Source organism: Streptomyces iconiensis, assembly GCF_028657195.3.
In the GTDB taxonomy this organism is placed as follows: domain Bacteria; phylum Actinomycetota; class Actinomycetes; order Streptomycetales; family Streptomycetaceae; genus Streptomyces; species Streptomyces iconiensis.
Genome location: NZ_JANCPR020000014.1, coordinates 65098 through 81824, shown reverse-complemented (window position 1 = coordinate 81824; position 16727 = coordinate 65098). Strand labels below are relative to the sequence as shown.

General features: G+C 71.9%; 13 protein-coding genes, 1 other RNA gene and 1 pseudogene. 5 read left to right on the top strand and 10 right to left on the bottom strand.

What is annotated here, in order from left to right; genetic code table 11:
- Positions 1-179: 179 nt before the first annotated feature.
- Positions 180-1709 (bottom strand): annotated as a pseudogene (locus NMN56_RS16180) (alkaline phosphatase D family protein); the annotation flags it as partial.
- Between the two features lie 54 nt (positions 1710-1763).
- Here NMN56_RS16180 and NMN56_RS16175 point away from each other — a divergent pair.
- Together NMN56_RS16175 and NMN56_RS16170 are read left to right on the top strand one after the other, a co-directional pair.
- Positions 1764-2567 (top strand): SDR family oxidoreductase, encoded by an 804-nt coding sequence (locus NMN56_RS16175; RefSeq protein ID WP_274039577.1) that lies wholly within the window; start codon positions 1764-1766, stop codon positions 2565-2567.
- 532 nt (positions 2568-3099) lie between these two features.
- On the top strand, positions 3100-4272 hold the full coding sequence (locus NMN56_RS16170; protein ID WP_274039966.1) for a lactate 2-monooxygenase: 1173 nt from the start codon (positions 3100-3102) through the stop codon (positions 4270-4272).
- On the opposite strand, the gene NMN56_RS16165 is transcribed toward NMN56_RS16170, so the two are convergent.
- Positions 4202-5140 (bottom strand): bile acid:sodium symporter family protein, encoded by a 939-nt coding sequence (locus tag NMN56_RS16165; RefSeq protein ID WP_274039578.1) that lies wholly within the window; start codon positions 5138-5140, stop codon positions 4202-4204. The genes NMN56_RS16170 and NMN56_RS16165 overlap by 71 nt on opposite strands.
- A gap of 71 nt (positions 5141-5211) precedes the next feature.
- Here NMN56_RS16165 and rnpB point away from each other — a divergent pair.
- An RNA gene (gene rnpB / locus NMN56_RS16160) (RNase P RNA component class A) lies at positions 5212-5618 on the top strand.
- Positions 5619-5942: 324 nt separating this feature from the next.
- On the opposite strand, the gene NMN56_RS16150 is transcribed toward rnpB, so the two are convergent.
- The gene (locus NMN56_RS16150; protein ID WP_274039579.1) at positions 5943-6245 is read right to left on the bottom strand and encodes a hypothetical protein; all 303 of its coding nucleotides are present in this window, start codon (positions 6243-6245) and stop codon (positions 5943-5945) included.
- Positions 6246-6460: 215 nt separating this feature from the next.
- On the opposite strand from NMN56_RS16150, the gene NMN56_RS16145 reads away from it, so the two are divergent.
- Positions 6461-8260, top strand: coding sequence for a hypothetical protein (locus NMN56_RS16145; RefSeq protein WP_274039580.1), 1800 nt, complete (start codon positions 6461-6463; stop codon positions 8258-8260).
- On the opposite strand, the gene NMN56_RS16140 is transcribed toward NMN56_RS16145, so the two are convergent.
- The 3 genes from NMN56_RS16140 to NMN56_RS16130 form a co-directional block, all read right to left on the bottom strand.
- Positions 8223-10271 (bottom strand): tetratricopeptide repeat protein, encoded by a 2049-nt coding sequence (locus NMN56_RS16140; RefSeq protein ID WP_280842610.1) that lies wholly within the window; start codon positions 10269-10271, stop codon positions 8223-8225. The genes NMN56_RS16145 and NMN56_RS16140 overlap by 38 nt on opposite strands.
- A gap of 432 nt (positions 10272-10703) precedes the next feature.
- Positions 10704-11903, bottom strand: a complete 1200-nt coding sequence (locus NMN56_RS16135) for a multidrug effflux MFS transporter (RefSeq protein WP_274039582.1) — start codon at positions 11901-11903, stop codon at positions 10704-10706.
- Positions 11904-11971: 68 nt separating this feature from the next.
- Complete coding sequence (locus NMN56_RS16130; RefSeq protein ID WP_274039583.1) at positions 11972-12484, bottom strand: MarR family transcriptional regulator; 513 nt, start codon at positions 12482-12484, stop codon at positions 11972-11974.
- A 294-nt stretch (positions 12485-12778) separates the two neighbouring features.
- On the opposite strand from NMN56_RS16130, the gene NMN56_RS16125 reads away from it, so the two are divergent.
- Entirely contained in the window at positions 12779-13918 is a 1140-nt protein-coding gene (locus NMN56_RS16125) for a cytochrome P450 (RefSeq protein WP_274039584.1), read from the top strand.
- 162 nt (positions 13919-14080) lie between these two features.
- Here the strand turns inward: NMN56_RS16125 and NMN56_RS16120 are convergent, their stop codons facing one another.
- From NMN56_RS16120 to NMN56_RS16105, 4 genes are all read right to left on the bottom strand, one after another.
- Positions 14081-14233 carry a hypothetical protein gene (locus NMN56_RS16120; protein ID WP_274039585.1) on the bottom strand — a complete coding sequence of 51 codons (153 nt, stop codon included), beginning with the start codon at positions 14231-14233 and terminating at the stop codon, positions 14081-14083.
- An 11-nt stretch (positions 14234-14244) separates the two neighbouring features.
- Positions 14245-14502: a hypothetical protein gene (locus NMN56_RS16115; RefSeq protein ID WP_274039586.1), complete on the bottom strand. Its 258-nt coding sequence runs from the start codon at positions 14500-14502 to the stop codon at positions 14245-14247.
- A 151-nt stretch (positions 14503-14653) separates the two neighbouring features.
- Positions 14654-15826, bottom strand: coding sequence for a helix-turn-helix domain-containing protein (locus NMN56_RS16110; RefSeq protein ID WP_274039587.1), 1173 nt, complete (start codon positions 15824-15826; stop codon positions 14654-14656).
- 129 nt (positions 15827-15955) lie between these two features.
- Positions 15956-16720, bottom strand: coding sequence for an ABC transporter ATP-binding protein (locus tag NMN56_RS16105; protein WP_274039967.1), 765 nt, complete (start codon positions 16718-16720; stop codon positions 15956-15958).
- Positions 16721-16727 lie beyond the last annotated feature (7 nt).

Below are 16727 nucleotides of genomic sequence, written 5' to 3'. Positions count from 1 at the left end.
AACATTCTCCCAGGGATTCCAACCCCGGCCCATACATTTGTTCCCCTGGCCGACTTGATCGACCGTCCCGCGACCCTCCCTCCTGCCGGCCGGCGCTCGGCCGCGGCACCTGTCCTGGCCCTTCGCCGCGGCATCTGCCCCGTGCTCTGCCGGCCCCGCCGTGCCGTTCCCGCCGTCCGTCAGACGGGCTTGAGGCCGGGGTCACCGTTGAGCGAGAAGAAGGATGCGGCCGTGCCGACGGGCGCTTCCGGCGTGGTGACGCCCGTGACCGTACGGAAGTCGGCGCGCACGCGCTCCTGGTCGAGGGTGACCAGGAGGTAGCCGCGGCGGCCGTTGTAGAACTTCAGATGCGGGTTGGCCTTCATGAAGACATCCCAGTTACCTGGCTTGTCCGCACCGTTGCCGTCGCTGGAGACCGAGGTGGTGACCAGTTCCACACCGAGGTTGGCCGAATCGGGACTGTCGAAGTCCTCCTTGATGTCGAATCCGTAGTTCACGTGCACGTCGCCCGTGAGCACGACGAGGTTCGAGACCGCCCCCGTCGCGCTGGTCCGCGTGGCACTCGCCGCCTTCAGGAGCCGGTCGCGGGCCGCCGGATAGCCGTCCCAGGCGTCCATGGACAGCGGATACGGGCCCGAGGTGCGGTTGTGCCTGCGGCTGAGCACGACGCCCTGCGCCAGTACGTTCCACACGGCCTGCGACGCCTCCCAGCCCTTGGTGAGCCAGCTCTCCTGCTCGGCGCCCAGCAGCGTGCGCGCCTTGTCGTTGGTCTCGGCCGTCGGCACCTTCCAGCCGTCGCCGTTGGACTGGTCGTCGCGGTACTGGCGCCCGTCGAGCACATCGAGCTGCACCAGCCGTCCGAAGGCGAGGCGCCGGTAGAGCGGCAGGTCGGGGCCCGTGGGCCGCTGCGCTGGGCGCAGCGGCATGTTCTCGTAGTACGCCTGGTAGGCGGCGGCCCTGCGCACCTTGAACTTCTCCCGTGAGGAGCCGTCCGAGGGGATGTCGGCGGCGTAGTTGTTCTCCACCTCGTGGTCGTCCCAGGAGACGATCCACGGGTGTGCCTCGTGCGCGGCGCGCATGTCGGGATCGGTGCGGTAGAGGGAGTACCGCAGCCGGTAGTCCTCCAGCGTGACCGCCTCCTTGTTGAAGAGCGCAGGGAGCTTGAGGTCAGGGTCCTTGCGCTCGCCGCCCTGCGCGCTGACCGGGTACTCGTACAGCCAGTCGCCCAGGCACAGCACAGCCGCCACGTTCTCCTCGGCCGCCAGATGCCTGAGCGGCGTGAAGTACCCGTGGTGGTACGCCTGGCAGGCGACGACGCCGAAGCGCACCGTCGTCGTCGCCGGGTCGCTGTCGGCCGCAGGCGCCGTACGGGTGCGGCCCGTCGGGCTGGTCCACTCGCCGGTCTCCCCCGTGGTGCGGAAGCGGTAGTAGTACGTGGTCGCGGGGGCCAGCCCGCCCGCCTCCACGTGCACGGAGTGGTGTTCCTCGGGGAGCGCGCTGACCTGCCCCGAGCCCACGGGTTCGGTGAACCCGGCGTCCAGCGCCGCCTCCCACAGGACGGGGACGGGCTCGGCGGGTAACCCGCTGGCGGGTGCGTACGGTTCGGGCGCGAGCCGGGTCCACAGCACGACGGAGTCGGGCAGCGGCTCACCGGAGGCGACGCCCAGTCTGAACGGTTCCTTGTCGATTCTCATGGCGTCGAGAGTGGCCCCGAACGGGGGTGTTGGAAAGGTGCGCGGACACCGCGCGCGTACCCTGCGCGCATGACGCAGGACACCAAGGCAGCGCACACACCGCACGCCGAAGCGCACGAGCCGCCCTCGCCCCGGGTCGCCGTCGTCACCGGCGCCGGCTCCGGAATCGGCCGTTCCGTCGCGCTCACGCTCGCCGACGCCGGATGGTCCGTCGCGCTCGCCGGCCGCCGTTCAGGACCCCTTGAGGCCACGGCAGGGCTGGCGGGCAACGGAGTTTCCGTGCTGTGCGTACCCACCGACGTCACGGACCCCGAGGCGGTGACCGCGCTCTTCGACGCCGTGCACGAGCGCTTCGGGCGGCTCGACATGCTCTTCAACAACGCGGGCGCCTTCGGTCCCGCGCTGCCCGTCGAAGACCTCACCTACGAGCAGTGGCGCGGCGTCGTCGACGTCAACCTCAACGGCGCCTTCCTCTGCGCCCAGGCCGCCTTCCGGCTCATGAAGGACCAACGCCCCCAGGGCGGCAGGATCATCAACAACGGCAGCATCGCGGCACACTCACCGCGCCCCGACACCACGGCCTACACCGCCACCAAGCACGCGATCACCGGCCTCACCAAGTCCCTGTCCCTGGACGGCCGCCGCCACCAGATCGCCTGCGGCCAGATCGACATCGGCAACGCCGCGACCGACATGACCGCCCGCATGAGCGAGGGCATCCTCCAGCCCAACGGCACCCGCGTCCCCGAACCCACCATGCACGCCTCCGACGTGGCCCGCACGGTCCTCCACATGTGCGAACTGCCCCTGGAGGCCAACGTGCAGTTCGCCACGGTCATGGCCACCAACATGCCCTACATCGGCCGCGGCTGACCCCGCCGGAACGCCGGACGGCGCGCGGGCTCAGCTCATGCAGTCCTTCAGCTCCCCGGTCTCCAGCACCACACCCACGGGCTCCGGCAGCACGAGCCGCTCGCCGAGCCCCGACGAGATGACTTCCACTGAAATCAGCACTCCGGAAGCATCGGACCACTCGCCTCGGCCGTCGCAAGGGCCGGTCGCGCGGCTTCCGCACTCGACAACCCGTGCGAGTGAGCTTCGGGCACGAGTGAGCTTCGGCCGCCGGGCCGCCGGCTGAGGCGGAGATCACGTGGTGGTTCCCGGACCCGCTGTGGTCCCCGGCGGCGGGGCGGAGCAGACTCGGCGCGCAGCGATCGTAGAGGAGCACACCGTGACCGAGCCGCAGCAGCCGCACCCGGCGGCGGACGCACTCCCGCACACGTCCGGCAGCGCGCACGCGCCCGCGACACCGGAGAGCGCGCACGCGCCCACGGGCACACCGGGGAGCGGGGGCGTCCCCGGTGCCGGGCCAGGACCAGGCGCCGGCCCCGCGGCGGCGCCGCCTGTGAACTTCGCGAACTATCAGAACGAGATCTACCTGCACGGTCTGGAGGGACGCGTTCCGCCCTTCACCACCGATGCCACGGCCCTCGGCGCCTCGGCGCGCGACCACCTGGACGCCGGGGCCTTCGGGTATGTCGCCGGATCGGCGGGTTCCGGGGCCACGCACCGTGCCAACCGTGAGGCGTTCGACCGCCACCGGCTCGTGCCGCGCATGCTCACCGACGCGACGGACCGCGATCTGCGCACCACCGTGCTGGGCACCCCGATGCCGGCGCCCGTCGTGCTGGCGCCCGTCGGCGTCCAGTCGATCGTGCACCGCGAAGGGGAGCTGGCCACCGCGCGGGCCGCGGCCTCGCTGGGGCTGACGATGACGCTGTCCACCGCGTCCTCGTACACCACGGAACAGGTCGCCGAGGCGAGCGGACCCGGCAGCCCGCGCTGGTTCCAGCTGTACTGGCCCAACGACGACGACGTGTGCGCCAGCCTCCTCGACCGGGCACGCCGTGCGGGCTTCACCACCCTCGTCGTCACCCTCGACACCTGGACCCTGGCCTGGCGCCCGCGCGATCTGGACCAGTCGTACCTGCCGTTCATCCGGGGCGTCGGTACGGCCATCCCGTTCTCGGACCCCGCCTTCCGCGCGGGCCTGGCGAAGCCGCCGGAGGAGGACCTGGACGCGGCCGTGCTGCGCTGGGTGCCGATGTTCACCGGCACGGACAAGTCGTGGTCCAGGCTTCCGTTCCTGCGCCGGCACTGGGACGGGCCGATCGTGCTCAAGGGCATCCAGCACCCCGACGACGCACGGCGCGCTGCCGAGGCCGGCATCGACGGGATCGTGGTCTCCAACCACGGAGGCCGCCAGGTGGACGGCGCCGTCGCCTCCCTCGACGCGCTGCCCGGCATCGCGCGCGCCGTCGAACGTACGGGCTCCGGCATGGAGATCCTCTTCGACTCCGGCATCCGTACCGGCTCCGACGTCCTCAAGGCACTCGCGCTGGGCGCCCGCGCGGTCCTCGTGGGACGCCCGTTCGCGTACGGGCTGGCACACGGCGGCGAGGACGGCGTACGGCATGTCCTGCGCGGGCTGCTCGCCGACCTGGACCTCACTCTGGGCCTGTCGGGGCACCGCTCGCCGGCGGAGCTGACCCCTGACGACCTGTGGCACCGCCCGTGACCCGCGCGGCGGCTGCGCGCCTGAGCAGCAGCCCGGCGGCGCCGGCCGTGAAGTACATGACGATCCCGTAGACGGCGCTCGGCACGGCCATCCTCGTGCTGTCGAGGAGCGAGGGGCTGAGCGCGATGGTGAGGGACAGCGAGGTGTTGTGCATGCCGATCTCCATGCACACGGCCACCGCCTGCCCGTGTCCAGCGCTCGCCAGCCGTGCCGCGCCGTACCCCACCGCGAGCGAGACACAGCTGAACGCGAGCACGGCCAGGCCCACGTCCAGCAGGTAGCCCCCGACGCTGCCCGCCTCGGCGACGACGGCGCCCACGATGATCAGCGCGAGGACGACCAGCGACATCACCTTCACCGGCCTGTCGGCCCTGTCCGCGATCCGCGGGCGCCGGGCCCGTACCCACATGCCCACGGCGACGGGCACCAGTACGACGGCGAAGACCTGGACCGACTTCTCGAACCGCAGCCCCACGTCACGCCCGTCGGCCACGCTGAAGTAGGCGGTGGCCAGGTTCACCACGAGCGGCAGCGTGAAGACGGCCAGCACGGAGTTGATCGCGGTCAGCGTGATGTTCAGGGCCACGTCGCCGCCGAACAGATGGCTGTACAGGTTCGCCATGGTGCCCCCGGGCGAGGCCGCGAGCAGCAGCATCCCCACCGCGAGCGCCGGCGAAAGGCCGAGCCACACCACGAGCCCGAAGCACACGGCGGGCAGCAGTACGAGCTGACAACCGAGCGCCACCAGCACCGTCTTCGGGTACTCCCGCACCCGCCGGAAGTCACCCACCGTAAGACTGAGCCCGAGCCCCAGCATGATCACGGCGAGTACGGCAGGCAGCATCACGGTCACCAGAGGCGAGTCCACGCCGCACAGGGTGGGCCCGGCGGCCGTAAGAGTCCACAGGCGCGTGCGCGTAGGATGGCGGGTACGGCGGACGAGCCGGCCGGGCGGTCGCGTCGGGGGGTGCCTCGCACTCTCCGCCGAGGAACGTCCGGGCTCCACAGGGCAGGATGGTGGGTAACGCCCACCCGGGGTGACCCGCGGGACAGTGCCACAGAAAACAGACCGCCGGGGCCGTCTCCGTACGGCACCCGGTAAGGGTGAAACGGTGGTGTAAGAGACCACCAGCGCCCAGGGTGACCTGGGCGGCTAGGTAAACCCCATCCGGAGCAAGGTCAAAAGGAGCCGTGGGTTCACGGCTCTGCGCGGACGACCGAGGGCTGCCCGCCCGAGTCCGCGGGTAGACCGCACGAGGCCGGTGGCAACGCCGGTCCTAGATGGATGGCCGTCTCTCCGGTCCAAGACCGGTAGACAGAACCCGGCGTACAGGCCGACTCGTCCGCCCCCACCTGCACTTCCCTTCCCTGGGGTTCTGGGGCTCGCCGAACACCACTCCCGGCAGTGCCAACGGCGATCCCAGGGTCAGGAAAAGCTCGACGCCCACGTCCGGGGTGCTGTGCAGGGCCTCGTAGGCGACGACCGATCCGAGCGAGTGAGCCACGACCACCACACGGGGCCGCTGCCGTACGAGACGGGTCGCCACTTCCTCGCGCGCCGCGACGCGCTCCTTGCCGTCCACCGCTCGCAGATAGGTCGCCACCTCGCTGAAGAACAGCCGTACGAAGATCCGCAGCGGCCCCTCGTCGAGGTCGGACCGGCGTGCCAGTCACGCCGCCAACTGGCGTACGGGGAGGGAGAGATGACCCTGGGCGACGGGCCGGGCGATCTCGGGCGGCACCTCCTGAGGCAGCCGGACCGCCGAGCCCGCACGGGTGTGCCCCTCGTACGAGGGGTTGGGGAAGAACGGGAGCCGGACGTCGACATGGCCGGGGACGAGGCTGGTGAGGATGTGCTGCACAGGCCCACGGTCGAGATCCACGAGCCGGCTCACCACCCGCTCGATCTCCTGGTACACGGTCTTGGCCGGGATGTAAGGGAGCGAGGGGTCGATACGTAACTCACCGTCCAAGTACCCGTGCAGCACTTGGGCCGCGGCCTGAGGGCGTACCGGCGGGAAAGGTCAGCGTTCCCGCACGGCACTCGACCGGCTCGGCAACGACGTCACGGCCCCGGCGCGCGGCCACCACCCCGGGCTGCGCCGCGGACCCCCTGCGGCGCGGCCCGGGACCGTCGTTAGGGTGACCAAGAGGGACCTTGCACACATCGCGGCCTGCGGGAGGACGAGTGGGATCAGCGGATCCCCCGGCCGTACGCGTGCCCGTGGGGCCGGATGCCGAGCGGTGGGTGAGCCGGGAGGCACCGCGCCGGGTACTGCTCGTGGTCCACAACGTCACCTCGGCCGGGCGGCTGCTGGATGTTCTGCCGCTCTTCCACGACGACTTCCGTGTGCAGTTGCTGGTCACCTCGACGGAATCCTCCGCGTTCCAGAGCGGGATCCATGAACTGTTCGGCGAGTTGGGCCTTCCCGTACTCCCTTGGGAACAGGCCGTCTCCACCCCCGTCGACCTGGCGATCTCCGCGAGCTTCGGGGGCCAACTCCACCTGATAAAGGGGGAGTTGGCCGTCTTGTCCCATGGGGTCGGATACACTAAAAGGCTGGCCAGCCGGGAGCCGGGAGCCGGGAGCCGGGAGCCGGGAGCCGGGAGCCGGGAGCCGGGAGCCGGGAGCCGGGAGCCGGGAGCCGGGAGCCGGGAGCCGACGTTCGGGTTGGCGCCCGACTGGCTGCTGGTGGACGGTGTGCCGTTCGTGGACGCGCTCGTGCTGTCCCATCCCGAACAGCTTTCGCGGTTGCGGCGTGCGTGTCCGGAGACGGCGGGTTCCGCCGTCCTCGCGGGCGACCCCTGTTACGACCGCATGCTGGCGGGAAGCCCCTACCGGCAGCGGTACCGGCGCGCTTTGGGGGTGCGGCGCGGGCAGCGGCTCGTCGTGCTGAACTCCACGTGGAACCCCGAGGGGTTCTTCGGCAACGGCGGCGGCGCTGATCTGCTGCCCAGCCTGTTGCCCCGGCTGGCCGCCGAGCTACCTGCGGACGACTACCGGGTGGCGGCCGTACTGCACCCCAACATCTGGTACGGCCACGGTCCTGGCCAGGTGCGCGCGTGGCTGGACAGAGCCCGGCGCAACGGGCTGACTCTTGTCGATCCGCTGCACGCCTGGCGGCAAGCGCTCCTGGCCGCCGACATCGTTGTGGGCGACTTCGGCGCGGTCTCCTACTATTCGGCCGCCCTGGGCATCCCGGTGCTGCTCGCGGCGGCCGGTCAGGAGCGGCTGGACCCCGAGGCCCCGCTCGCGGACTTCGTACGGACAGCGCCGCGGCTCGATCCGCATGCCGCCCTGCGGGAGCAACTGGAGCGAGCGCTGGCCGCGCACCGCCCGCTCACCGGCCCCGCGGAGTTCACCAGCTCTGCCCCGGGTGAGTCGGCGGCGCTGCTGCGCCGGAGTTTCTACGCGCTGCTGGGTCTCTCCGAGCCCCCGACTCCCGCCCTTCTGGAGCCCCTTGCGCTGCCACCGTACGAGCCACCCCGGCGCACCGCGCCGTTGCACGTGCGGACGTGGGTGCGGGGGCGGCGCGTCCGTGTCGAGCGCTCCGCCGAGCACCCGTACGGGGCGAGCGGCGAGACACATCTGGCGGCGCACGAGGACACCCGCGATCCCGGCGATCTCGCCGTGGCCGACGTGATCGTACGGGAGGGAGAGCGGAACGATCCCCGGCTGGGCGGTCCGGCCGCGTGGGCGGCCGAGGTGCTGAACCGGTATCCGCAGTGCGCGCTCGCCGCCTATGTCACCGGGCCTGACACCTGCACCGTTCACGCAAGGGAGCACGGTCTGCTCCAGCTCTCCGGCGTGGCCGACGCCGACGCCGACCCTGCCGCCTATGCCTCGGCGCTGCACGCCTGGCTGGCCGGCGGCCGTTCCCTGCCGCCGGGCGGAACGACGCTCCTGCTGCGCGCCGCGGGCCGGACCCACCCGGTGCGGGTGGAGTCCGCTACCGGTCCGCCTCGCAGCGGCACCGCAGGTTCGTGAGATACCGCAGGTGCGGCGCGGCGTCGGCGGGAAGCAGCCGCTCGGCCTCCGCGATGTGGGCCAGCGCCTCGGCGTTGTCCCCGGCGGCGTGCGCCGTCTCGGCGAGATCGGTGAGCGTACGGGCCAGGTTGTAGCGCTCGCCCTCCCGCTCGAAGTGCGCGCGGGCCGACTCCAGTTGGGCGCGTGACTCCGTGAGCGCCCCCATTACCCACAGGGCGCGTCCCCTGTGGCGTTCCAGGAGGGCGAGGGCCCGCCGCAGGTGGCGGTCCTCCTCCCCCTGGGCGCTCACAATGCGCAGGTAGCAGCGCCTGGCCTCCGCGAACCGCTCTACGGCCGCCTCTCCGTCCAACTGGTAGAGGTGCAGCAGGCCCAGATATTCGATGCTGGATGCCTCACCGAGGAGGTGCCCGGCGTGCCGCTCGTGCGCGACGGCGGTCAGCGCCTCCCCCTCTGCCTCCTCCCAGCGGCGCAACTGACCCAGACAGTGCGCGAGTTGGAAGTGCAGCGCGGCAGACGTGCGGGACTCCGGCTGCCACTCGTCCGCACAGCGGGCAGCGGTCCGGAGCGCTGACAGCGCCTCGGCCCAGTGACCGGCCTTCAGTACGAGGGGCCACAGCGCGCGTGCCAGCCGCAGACAGGTTTCGACATGCTGGTACTCCTCGGCGACCGGGACGGCCCGCAGCAGGTTCGCCCGCTCGGCCACCAGCGCGGCCAGTCCCTCGGCCTCCCCCGCGTACGGTTCGCCCTGCTCCGGCGCTTCGGCGACCCGCCAGCTCTGCGGCAGCGCCGCGTGCGCGGCGTGCTCGGCCTGCCGCAGCAGACCGGTCAGCATCCGGGCAACCGCTGCCGAACACGCGGGAACACCCAGCTCGGGGCCCGCCGTGTCAGCGAAGTAGCGGCACACCTCGGGGCGGAACCGGTAACGGCCGTCGCCCAGCGGCTGGATCAGCTGTGCGTCCGCTGCCTCGGCGAGCATCGGCGCGGCGTCGTCCGGGGAGATGTCCGCCGCCCACCCGGCGAGATCGGCGTTCACAGCGGGCCAGTTGCCCAGCGCGACCAGTCGGCACAGCCGCACCGTCGCCGGTGGCAACCCGGCGCAGACCGCACGTACCGTGCTGCGCACGGGGTCCGGGGACCGGGGCCGGTCCAGCGGCCCGGCAAGCGGCGTCCGCACGGCGAGCAGCCGTGCCGCCGCCGCGCGCAGCGCGTAGCCGTTTCCCGCGCAGCGCTCCAGGATCCCCGGCAGTCGCGCCTTGGCCAGCGCCACGCTCTCCGCTCCTGCCGCCCTCTTGAGCAGTTCCTTCGCGTCGCGGTCCGTCAGCGGGGGCACCTCGATACGCTGCGCGTCCAGCGCGAAGGGCGGGCCCGAGGCGACGACCAGCAAGAACAGCTCCGGCGTATTGGGGATGAGGGGACGCACCTGCGCGGCGGACGTCGCGTGGTCGATCACCACAAGGGCCCGGCGGCCGTTCGTCAGACGACGGTAGAGATCCTGGCACCCCGACTCGGTGGCGGGCATGTCGTCCGGCCCCACGTTCATCTCGCGCAGCACCCGCTGGAGGACGACAACGGGCTCCACCGCCTGGTCTCCGGCCACGTCACGCAGATCGACGTAGAACTGCCCGTCCGGGTGGAGGGCGGAGTGCTCGGCCGCGAAGTACAGGGCCGTCACACCGCAACCGATTCCCGGCGGACCCCACAGCAACGCCGCCCGCGATCGCCCCTTCGCGGGACGCGTCGCCTCACGCTTCAGCTGCCTGACGACGGTGAGCCGGTCCGTGAAATCGCGGGGCGGCGGTGGCACCCCCGCTCCGGGGGACAGCGTGCTCGCGGAGGGCGTGCTCTCCAGGAGCAGGGCCCACTCACGGGTGTCCCGACGGCCAGGCTCAAGCCGGGAGTTGATCTCCCGGCCCAGCATCAGCAACCCCGGCTCGGTGGTCGGCAGCGGCGCCGGCCGACCCAGGGTCCGCCCGATCTGCGCCCCGGTCGACAGCAGTAACTGCTTCCCCATCTCTCCGGCAGCGCCGTTGAGCACAGCAGTCACAAACGCTGTGATCGCACTCGCTGTGACGACCTCGATCACTCCACCGCTCCCCAAGTCCGGTCCCCGCCGACTGTATCCACGCAACACCGCGGAAGACAGTCCGTGCTGGGCTGCGGCCGGAGGGTTTCACGCCAGGGGCCCTGCGCAGGAGGCCGACGGGGCCTACCCGCACAGGAAGCTCAGCGGCGACCTCGCCGCCGGTCACTGGCCGACGGCCCGTCCCTGGGCGGGGAACGGTCACCGGTCGGCGGCCCGTCTCCGACCGGCGAACGGACACTGGTCGACAGCCCCTCTCTGGGCGGCGAACGGACACTGGTCGGCAGCCGGTCGCAGCCGGGCGAACGGTCACTGGCCGACGACCCCTCTCTGGGCGGCGAACGGTCACTGACCAGCGAACGCTCACTGACCGACGGCCGGTTGGGTCCCGCTTTGCCGTCGGCAGATGGCCGCTCCTACGGTCGCCAGTGCCAGGAAGGCGCCCATCACGAGCGCCATGGGGGCGGCGCTGCGGGTGCCGAACAGGCCGACGAGCGGGGAGGCGGCGGCGCCGAAGGCGAATTGGGCCGCGCCCAACAGCGCGGACGTAGCTCCTGGGGCGTCCCGCCCACGGCTCTGGCCCACCGTGGTCAGGGAAGGGAAGAGGAACCCGAAGGACGCGACCGACACCAGCAGGCACCCCCACGTGGTCCACAGACCGCTGCCGGCCGTCGAGACAAGGGCCAGCAGGACCAGTTGGCCCGCGAGCCCGGTCGCCGCGCCGGCGACCATCAGCGTCTCAGGACGCCGCCGGCGGGCCAGTCGCCCGTAGAGCAGTGAACCGCCCAGGTTGCCGAGCGCGTTCACCCCATACACGACGCTGCTCATCGCGGGTGACAGGTGCAGCAGGTCGTGCAGGACGAACGTCGCCCCAGCGATGTAGGCGAAGGTCGCCGCGCCGGTGCAGCCCATCGTCAGCACCGGTACGAGCACACCGGGTCGTGCCGCCACCCTGCCGGTGGCCCGCAGCGCCCCGGCGACCCCGCCTCCCGTACGCCGCTCTCGCGCGAGCGACTCCGGCACACCGCGTGCGATTCCCACGGTGAGCACGGCGCCCGCGAGCGCCAGCGCCACGAAGACGAACCTCCACGGGGCCACGGCCAGCAGTCCCCCGCCCAGCACGGGCGCCAGCACCGGCCCGAGGGCCCCGATGCCCGACAGGACCGCATACACCCGGGACAGCTCGGCGCCGTGGAACAGGTCGACGAGCACGGCCCGCCCGACCACGATGCCCGCCGCCCCCGCGAGGCCCTGCCCGAAGCGCAGCGCCGTCATCGCCTCGATCGTCGGCGCGAGGGCACATCCCAGACCGAACAGCGCGAACGCGGACGTGCCCGCCAGGAGTACGGGCCTCCGGCCGACCATGTCGCTCATGGGTCCCAGGACGAGCTGTCCGACGATGACGCCCAGCAGGAACGCGGTGAGGGACAACTGCGTTCCCGCACTCGTGGTGCCCAACGAACGTGCCATGTCCGGCAGTCCGGGCACATACATGTCCGTCGCCAGCGGACTGGCAGCGCCCAGTCCGGCCAGGACCGCCAGGAGCAGCCCATGGGACGCCACGGTCCGCTCCGCTCCGACGTGCCGCGGCACCTGTGGCGCCGGTCGCGCCTGCCGCACCCGGCGCGGGCTCACAAGGGCCCCGCTGTTCCGCGCCGCGCCGCCCCTCCGTCCGCCTGCTCCTGGCCTGCCGGCGACTCGGCTTCCACATCCGCCAGTTGCTGCATGAGGGGACCGGCCAGCCGCAACAGCCCACGCTCGGCAGGAGACAGCCGCTGTGCGAGCGCCGCCGCCAACCACGCGTTGCCGTCCCGCACATGGTCACGCAACGCCTGCTCGCCCGCCGCCGTCAGCACGATGTCCTGGCGGCGCCTGTCGGTGCTGCTCCGGCTCCGCCGCACGCTGTCCTGCCGCTCAAGGTCCCGCAACACCCGGGTCAGCGACTGAGCCTGCACCCCCTCGATCGCGGCCAGCTCGCTGACCGCCAAAGGCCCGCTGTGCTTGAGATGGGACAGCAGCGAGGCGGACAGCCGGGTCAGCGGCTGAGCGCTTCCCGGCTGTTCCGCGCGAAGCCGGGAAGCCAGTCGTGAGATGCCCCACCTGAGCTGCTCGGCGGTGTCCAGATCGTCGTCACTCGCACCCATGAAGCCAAGCTAACGCTTGGGACCTGTTCGAGAAAAGCCAAGATGGAAGCAGATAAATACCAAGGCTCTACTTCTTTCCTCTGAACGGGGAGAGGACGTGCGCGGCATGGTGACGCCGCCTCCGTGTCTCGCGTCGTCGCCCGTTCGGGGCTCACCTTCTCGTTCGAGTGGTCCAGTGGCATGTGCCGTTTCGCCGCGGGAGAGTCCGGCCACGTGACCGCTTGACTCCAACTGGCAGGAGCCGCCGTAGGGTTGGGCGACTCATGTGGCCAAGGCGCATGGCGTGGAGGGCTGATGAACCCGAGCCGTATGCGGAAGTTCCGGCATGATCCACTCGGATTCATCGAGGATCTCGCCCGCCGCGCCCCCGAGGGGATGTTCCGGCTTCCCTGGGGCGGCTGGTGTGTGAGCGATGCCGACCTGGCGCTCAGCGTGTTGAGCGAGCCGGACTTCAACTCGGGGAGGTCAGCGTTCTTCCGGGACCTCCTGCCGTCCCGCGCCGCGCAGGTGATTCTCGGGCGCGCGGTACGTCACGCGCTGGACGCCTACGCGGGCGACTACCGCGACAACATGGTGCGGGCGGTCGCCCAATTGCCCGCGGCCAGCCCCTGGCCCGTCACCGGCCCCGACCTCGTCTTTCTGAGCACGGCTGACTTCCTGCTGCGGCCGGAAGCCGACCCGCCGCTGCGGCGGATGATGCATCAGGCGGTGCACAACGGGTTGCTGGTGCGCTCGCCGCACATGCGCCGGCGGGCGCGGGCGGAGATGATGCGCCTCAAGCTGGCGGAGGCAACGCTCGCGCACGTCAGGGAACGCCGGCGGCAGGGCCGTCCCCCGGAGCCGCCGGACCTGCTCGACACCGTGCTCCACGCCTGTCCCGCCGAGTCCGGCGACCGGACGGTCGCCGAGCTGTACCTGCTGCTCCACCAGTCCATCGTGCGCAACGTCGGTTACGCGCTGGCCTGGTCACTGCTGCTGCCCCGCCTCCACGGCACATCTGGCCCACCATGGTCCTGGCCGACCGAGTGGGCCGTACGCGAGGCGGCGCGGTGCCGCCCGATGGTCTGGATGGTCGGACGCGATGTGCCCCGCCGCATGGAGATCGGCGGCGTTACCCTGCGGGCCGGCACCACCCTGTCGGTGAGCCCCTATCTGCTGCATCACGACGAACAACGGTGGACCGACCCCAGGTCCTTCCGCCCCGAGCGGTGGTCACAGCCACACGCGTGCGGACCGTATCTGCCCTTCAGCGCAGGCCCGTTCACATGCACAGCGGCGGCGGTCGCCCACCGCATGACCGGCGAAGCGCTCGACCGCGTCGGCGGCGGAGCACACCTCAGCGTCTCCGGCGGTGTCACGCACCCCACGGTGACCGATGCCGCCGTCCCCGGCCCCTTCGTCCTCCACCGCGTCACCACGTCCCCGGCCCCGTAATCGGAAGGAGGTGAACAGCCATGCTCACAGTTGCCCGGCGCATTCTCCGGAACAAGCCGTCCCGTCGCTGGAACTGGTAACGGGTCCGGCCCCGTCAAGTGGCCCGGTGCGCCGGCCGACCCGCCGCACCGGGCCACGCTGCCGGTCACGCCCCACGGGCGGTCACGCCTCTCGGGCGTTGGCGGGTGCGGTGCGGCAGCGGGGGCAGTGGCACGGTGGGTAGCCCGGTGACGCGGGCGGCCCGGTGGCGTCGGGCGCGACGGTGACCGTCTTCGTCCACGTACGCCCGCCGTCCCGCGAGACGCGGATCGTCATCACGCCGACCGTCACGACACGGCCCTCGCGTTACGGGCCGCGATGAACTCGGCGCGCGCCGCACGGTACGTGTCCGCTTCCGCTTCCGTGGCCGCCTCCAGATCCGGCAGCGGCGCCGTCCACTCCATGCCCTCGGCGCTGCGTAACCGCGCCTGCCGGTGCGAGCGGGCGGTGTGCCCTTCGAAGAGGGACAGCACCTCGCCTGTGCGCCGCGTACCGCGTGCCGTAGCCACGCTGCCGGTGCTGAGCGTTGCCAGAGTCGTCTGCATGCCGGTGCCCTCGATCGGCGCTCGCGGGGTACCGGACGCGTGACGCCTCCGGCGACCCCTCGGTGATCAACTGGTAACCGAACGTAGAGCGGTCGGGGGCTTGGTCGCCATGGTGCTTTCGCCGGGATCAGCCCTGAAGTACCCATTCGCTCTACAGCGGCACACCCACCGCGTCGGCAAGGGACCGCATCTCGACCGTCAGTTTCCGCCGCTTGCCGATCACGTCGGTCATGATGTCCCGCGCATACCGTTGCTGAGCCAGCCATTCCGGCTGTGCCCCGCGGATCTCCGACAGCACCTCCACCGCCTCGTGGTAACTCCGGACCATCACGTACGCACGCGCCACGTCGAGCCGGTGCCGGAGATAGTCCGTCTCCTGGCCCGCCCCGGTTCCCGCGAGGCGTCGCCCGGCCGACAGCACCTCGTCGGGGCGGTCGAGGATCACGCCGCGCTCGGCGACCTTGTACGCCACGACCACCGGCCCCCACGGGTCAGGCCGCGTACTGCTCGGCGTGATCGTCCCCGTGACGGTGGCCGCCGCCCGGGCGAGGCGCATCATGTCGTCAGCCTCGCCGTCGCGGGCGTCCCGCAGACTCGCCGATGCCCCGTGCAGAAGGAGCCAGCCCCAGGCCGCCACGCTCTCCACGGGGGCGCGGGACAGCCTCGGTTCGGTGTCGTCGGCCCAACGCTGGGCCATCTCCCGCGCTTCTCCCAGCCGCCCCTGGCGCATCAGGAGCCACGACCAGGTGGTGACGACGGAGGCCGCACGCAGGCGGTCGGGCGCCTCCTCCAGTGCCCGGCGCAGCGCTGTCTCCGCGCTCTCGAACTGGCGGGCCTGCGTCAGCAACGCGCCTGCCATGTGCAGGAGTTGGGCACGTACGCTGCGTACCTGGGGAGTGGAGCCGAGCGCGTCGGCGTCCCGGATGAGCGGCGCCAGCATGGCGGTCTCGTCCGCCATCCGCTTGGCTGTGTGCAGCCGCCGTACCTCTACGAGCCCTCCGGACACCCCGCCGAGCGTGGGCGCCTCGCCGTCCGTCCCGCACGCCGGCGGGGCCGCCACCGCAAGACGCAGACCTCGCCAGGGAGTCGGGTCGGGCGCGTCTGCGTCCGGCGGGTCGCGGTGCAGCAGGGACGTGGTCGCCACCCGGAGCGCGGAGGCCAGCGCCCGCGCGGTCTCCATCCTGGTGCCCCCGGGGTCGCCCTGCTCCAGCCGTCTCACGGTCGAGAGTGACACCCCTGCGGCCTTTGCCAGTTCGCGCTGTGACATACCGCGACGCTTGCGCAGCTCCCGGAGCCTGGAGCCGATGTCAGTGCTTTCAGGCATACCTGCTCCCGTTCTGACCTGGACACTCAGAACGGTACGCCTGCCGGGGCACCCGAGGCGACGTACACGGCCCCTGCTCCCCCTGGAAAAGCGGCCGTTGACGTGCCGAAGGGGTGCGCTGCGCGCCGTTCAGGGCGTGGCCGTACCGGCGGGGCGTACCGCGCGGCCGACCTCCGCGCGCAGTTCGGTGAACTCGGGCAGGGCGCGGGTGGCGATCTGGTCGCGTACGGGGGGCAGTTCGACGGGGAGGTCGGCGCGGACGTGGCCGGGGCCCGGGGCGAGGACCACGACGCGGTCGCCGACGTAGACGCTCTCGTCGATGTCGTGGGTGACGAACAGGACGGTCAGGCCGCCTTCCCTGTGCAGCCGCAGCAACAGGTCCTCCAGGTCCTCGCGGGTCTGCGCGTCGAGCGCGCCGAACGGCTCGTCCATCAGCAGCAGCGCCGGCCGGGCCGCCAATGCGCGGGCCAGCGCGACGCGTTGCTGCATGCCGCCCGAGAGCTGCCAGGGGTGCTGCTTTCCGGTGCCGGCCAGGCCGACCTGTTCGAGCATCAGCGCCGCCTCCTCGTGCCTGCGGGCGCGGCCGAGGCCCTGGCGGCGCAGCGGGAGGGAGACGTTGTCGCGGACGGTCAGCCAGGGGAAGAGGGAGCGGCTGTAGTCCTGGAAGACGACGCCGAGCCGGTCGGGGACCCGGTCAACGGGTTCGCCGTCCAGGGTGACGCGGCCCTCCGCGGGCCGGGTCAGACCCGCGACGCAGCGCAGCAGGGTGGACTTGCCGCACCCGGAAGGGCCCACGAGGGTGACCAACTGGCCGTCAGGGACGGTCAGTTGGATGTCCGCCAGCACCGGAGGGCCGACGCCGTAGCGGTGGCCGAGGTGGTCGATGTGCAGCATGTGCGCG

Coding starts and splice junctions, on each gene's coding strand:
- NMN56_RS16175 (WP_274039577.1), top strand. CDS start 1,764: ATGACGCAGGACACCAAGGCAGCGCACACACCGCACGCCGAAGCGCAC.
- NMN56_RS16140 (WP_280842610.1), bottom strand. CDS start 10,271: ATGGGGAAGCAGTTACTGCTGTCGACCGGGGCGCAGATCGGGCGGACC.
- NMN56_RS16130 (WP_274039583.1), bottom strand. CDS start 12,484: ATGGGTGCGAGTGACGACGATCTGGACACCGCCGAGCAGCTCAGGTGG.
- NMN56_RS16125 (WP_274039584.1), top strand. CDS start 12,779: ATGAACCCGAGCCGTATGCGGAAGTTCCGGCATGATCCACTCGGATTC.
- NMN56_RS16120 (WP_274039585.1), bottom strand. CDS start 14,233: ATGACGATCCGCGTCTCGCGGGACGGCGGGCGTACGTGGACGAAGACG.
- NMN56_RS16115 (WP_274039586.1), bottom strand. CDS start 14,502: ATGCAGACGACTCTGGCAACGCTCAGCACCGGCAGCGTGGCTACGGCA.
- NMN56_RS16110 (WP_274039587.1), bottom strand. CDS start 15,826: ATGCCTGAAAGCACTGACATCGGCTCCAGGCTCCGGGAGCTGCGCAAG.
- NMN56_RS16105 (WP_274039967.1), bottom strand. CDS start 16,720: ATGCTGCACATCGACCACCTCGGCCACCGCTACGGCGTCGGCCCTCCG.